The organism is Desulfosporosinus sp. OT (assembly GCF_000224515.1).
In the GTDB taxonomy this organism is placed as follows: Bacteria; Bacillota; Desulfitobacteriia; order Desulfitobacteriales; family Desulfitobacteriaceae; genus Desulfosporosinus.
Window position 1 is genome coordinate 1 of sequence record NZ_AGAF01000191.1, and the last position, 4,191, is coordinate 4,191.

Sequence of the window (4,191 nt, forward strand, 5' to 3'; positions counted from 1 at the left end):
AGGTGAATATGTAATGGAACCTTCGCTCGCTGCCGTAGGATTACATTTCTTTTCCTTAACCCCATTTTGCGACATTCATTTCCTGCTTCTTTTCAATAAATAGAAAGTTCGCTAATAATTCTGAATTTCCTGCTTTTCAACAATATTGATTGTTTTAAGACTATTATTAAAGCTATCCCGTTTGCGATTCAAGCGGGATTTTGGCTCCGACGTTATAAATGATGTATAATAAATTCCAGTAGTAGACTTTGAGTGGTAGAATATTGATTTTTGTAGATAATATGCAGCAAAGAATAGAGGTAAAATAAAGGGGAATTAAATACTTATGATACATTCTTTTTTAATGGTTGGACAGTCCAATATGGCCGGGCGCGGATTTCGGAAAGATGTCCATCTCCCAAAGGTGTAAATCCCAGTAGTCGGCCTTTGCCTAGTATCTTAACAAACACGTAGAAAGACGAGCATTAAAAAATGCTCGTCTTTCTGGTATCCGCCGGATGATGGGCGCATTGTTTGTTTACTATACCATTTTTATCTATTGTTCTCTTGCCTTAAATGGTGGGAGGATTTTTGGTGTTTTATAGTCAGATACCATTATAAGGTTTAACATATTCTACATACAAAGGTCATTGAAAAGTAACAAATAGGGTTTAAGATCAATTCAGTACTTAACTCAGTAATTTGGGGTTGAAATATAGAGCAAAGCCCTTGTGAAATGTGTGCCATAATTATCAAAGAAAGGACGTATAGTTAGCATGAAGTATATTACTCTATACCTGATCTGCCTGGCACTAATGCTAGCCTACAATTATGCAGCCATATATTTAAGAAGAGATTGACTAATGGGCACTTTAAATAAGCACAAGCATCCAACCCACTCATAGGGGATTGGATGCTTGTGCTTTTATTGAACTAATTGGAAGTTCGCCTTTTAAAGTTAGCGCAAATTCTTTTCATTTTCTAGTTCTAGAATAATACTACGGACGGCTTTGTTAACGTCATCGTTAAAATGATCTATAGCTTGGCTCACATCATTATGTTTAAAAATGCCATTCCTCATGCTTTCTGCTACACGCTTAAACTTGTTTTGATTCGCCTTGTAATTATAGATGCTCATATCTTTTCTCTCCTTGCTTGTGTAAAATCGAAAACCTTATGTCATTAGTATACTGCAAATGAAAATCATTATCAACCACTTGGTGATATGTTTAAATATTCGGTCATTGCTAGGACAGACAGAATCTTTATTAACCATGCGACAGTTTGGTCCGCAGAAAAACACTCGTTTTTCGATCTTCACTCAAAACACAACACTAGCACGGAGCAGCCGGGGCACATAAGGTTCCATTCGGGCATAGACCCTGTGTTCCAGCATCACCCGGCCTCTAACCCTTGACAGGTTGAACGAAGGAATGTAAGGGCTACTTATGATAGACCCTGTGAGACATGGGAGGGTAAACCCCAAGGGCATCTAGAGATCCATTGTGCAACCATAATGTGGAAAACGAGATAGACCTTTGGTTAAGTGTGCCCTTTTACTGTTATACAACTGTTTCTTCGGTTCAGCCCTTGTTAAGGGCATACAAACTATTAGCGAAAATTTACGAAAAAAGGAGCATTTACAAGCTAGGTTTAATTTATAGGGGGAGGTTCCTTTGCGGAACGACAAGTTCCGCCGAAGAAAATAAGCACAAGCATTCAACTCACTCATTAGGGGATTGTCTGCTTGTGCTTTTATTGTACCAATTGGAAGTTTGGCTTTTAAAGATAGCGCTACAAGGTCGTACAGGATGAGGGTAGAGGAAATAGAGCAAACGTATAGATAGGAGACCCTACAAAATTATTCAAGAAATGTCGGATGGATACATTTAATTCCTGCTATGCTATTAATAAAGGAGGTCAGATAAATGGATTTGCTTAAGAATATGAATGGAGCGTTAAAGTACATTGAAGAAAATCTTTCGAACGATGTTGATCATAAAGAAGTAGTATAACACCGTCTGAAGCCAGAAATAATGGCCATTTATTGAAAGTCTACCCACCCAATGACCTTCCAGTTATCCATAAAACCCAGTAGTATAAATGCCGTCCAATCTCTATGCAGTTGGACGGCATTCGTAGGATTCACCCTCTCCAAGGTAAACAAAGCAAAAATATTCATAAATTCGTGTATCGAGACAGTCTTTGGTTCCCCAGCGCTGATTTGGAATGGGGAACACTGATCCTTCGTCCAATCCAATTATTTCTTCCTAAAAGAGGTTGGTACGCTGATTCATAAATTCGATTGGTCTGTCTTATTTCCTTTCCAATAAAATATCAGCATAAGTACAGCAGCAACTAGAGCCATGATTGACCCATAATAAAACGGTGCACGGTTATTGACATGATCATAAATCAGTCCTGCAACAATACTGGCAGGGAGTAATGTTATTCCGGCAAGACAATTGTACAGCCCAAGGCCTGTGCCTCGTTTATTATTATCAATTAAGTCCGAAACCAAGGCCTTCTGAATGCCATCCGTTGCTGCACTATAGAGACCATATAAAGCAAAGAGCAAAATAAGTACAGATTGACTGTGTGTTTTTCCGAAGCCAAAATATATAATAGAATAGAGCAAATACCCAAATATTATTAGCCTTTCGCGACCTATTTTGTCTGACAATATACCTGCAGGAATAGAAAACAGCACTGAAACGGAGTTGAAAATTAAATATATTATTGGGATATAAGCATCCCGAACTCCAATATCACTAGCTTTAATAAGTAGTAAAGCATCTGTCGAGTTGCCAAGGGTAAATATAAATATTATTCCTAGAAAAGCATAATATTTCGGAGAAAAGTCCTTCAAAGTAATCCTACCTAGGTGTTCCACCTTATCTCTTTTTGCTTCTTTCACAAAGTAGATTATTGAAACAAGCCCTAATAAACCGGGTATTGCGGCATATATGAATACTTTACGGTAGTCACCTGGAAAAAGCGATAAGATTCCAAAAGCCAAAAGGGGACCAAGTATTGCTCCGCTATTATCCATAGCTTTATGAAAGCCATAACTCCTCCCCTTCGTGTTATCCTCAGTGGAACCAGCGATCAAACTATCCCTCGGGGCAGTTCTAATCCCTTTCCCAACCCTTTCGGTAAATCGGATAATAAGAACCTGCAGCGGAGAAGTAACAATCGAGAACAATGGCGATAGTATCGCTGTAAACGCATAGCCTATGATCATAAAAGGCTTGTTCTTTCCAATTTTGTCACTCCACCAGCCAGATAATGCTTTAAGAACGGAGGCAGTACTTTCTGCTATTCCTTCTATTAATGAAAGTTCTGCCTTCGTTGCTCCTAAGGTCATTAAAAACAACGGCATGATTGCATAGATCATTTTTGTTGCAGTATCCGTTAAAAAGCTGGTAGCTCCAACAAAGAAAATATTCCGTTCAAGTCCCAGAATTCTTTTTTCTTTCCTGCTATCTTCACTAATTATCGTTTTAAGTTTTTTATCCTCCATGGCGAATACTCCATAATCCTATAATTGATTTGATCTGGTCACTTCAGCTGATTCTGGTGCATGATAGCGTTATTAAATGCTTAATTTGAATTCTCTTTAGCGTATTTCCCATAATGGAATATCATATCCGCCAGATTAGTTAAAGGTCTAAATATCGGGTTAATTAGCCATGTAACTTTAGCACTTACAACACCTATTATAACACTTGCGAGCACATCTGTTGGCCAATGCACACCTGTGTAAACACGGGCAATTGCCACGAGGATGGCTAGAAGTGTAAAACTCCATCTCACCCAAAAAGAGGCTTTATTCCAAGACCCAGCGGCAAAACCGAAACTGCCTGAAGTGTGGTCACTGGGAAATGACGCATCTACCGAATGGGGGATAAGCTGTGTAAATGTGCTTTTGGGAAGTGTTACAAAAGGGCGTGGTCGAAACCAAATATTAGAAATAACGAGATTGATGATTAGTGCCAAAATACCAGATAACCCCATAATGACTAGGGTATGACGGCGATCTGTATATGGTTTGGGTAGGGTGAACCAGGTAATTACAAATAAAGATGCATACAGTTCCAGGGCATATTGGGCGAAGAATGACATAATGAGGTCAAGACTGTGGAGATGTCCCGCAAACTGATTAAGCAAATGATAACCGAATAGATCAAACGAGTCCATATTTATCCTCCC

Annotated in this window: 4 protein-coding genes; all 4 read right to left on the minus strand. The window is 38.8% G+C overall.

What is annotated here, in order from left to right:
* Nucleotides 1–937: 937 nt before the first annotated feature.
* Nucleotides 938–1,117 carry a hypothetical protein gene (locus tag DOT_RS18745; RefSeq protein WP_009622135.1) on the minus strand — a complete coding sequence of 60 codons (180 nt, stop codon included), beginning with the start codon at nt 1,115–1,117 and terminating at the stop codon, nt 938–940.
* 906 nt (nt 1,118–2,023) lie between these two features.
* Nucleotides 2,024–2,239, minus strand: coding sequence for a hypothetical protein (locus DOT_RS18750; protein ID WP_040412841.1), 216 nt, complete (start codon nt 2,237–2,239; stop codon nt 2,024–2,026).
* A 33-nt stretch (nt 2,240–2,272) separates the two neighbouring features.
* A complete protein-coding gene (locus DOT_RS18755; RefSeq protein ID WP_009622137.1) occupies nt 2,273–3,502 on the minus strand; it encodes an MFS transporter in 1,230 nt (409 codons plus the stop codon).
* Between the two features lie 80 nt (nt 3,503–3,582).
* Nucleotides 3,583–4,191, minus strand: a 609-nt coding sequence (locus DOT_RS18760; RefSeq protein ID WP_348982161.1) for an undecaprenyl-diphosphatase, incomplete at its 5' end; no start/stop codon positions are given.

Excerpts from the sequence above, each read along its gene's own strand:
- DOT_RS18745 (WP_009622135.1), bottom strand. The coding sequence starts at position 1,117 with ATGAGCATCTATAATTACAAGGCGAATCAAAACAAGTTTAAGCGTGTA.
- DOT_RS18755 (WP_009622137.1), bottom strand. The coding sequence starts at position 3,502 with ATGGAGGATAAAAAACTTAAAACGATAATTAGTGAAGATAGCAGGAAA.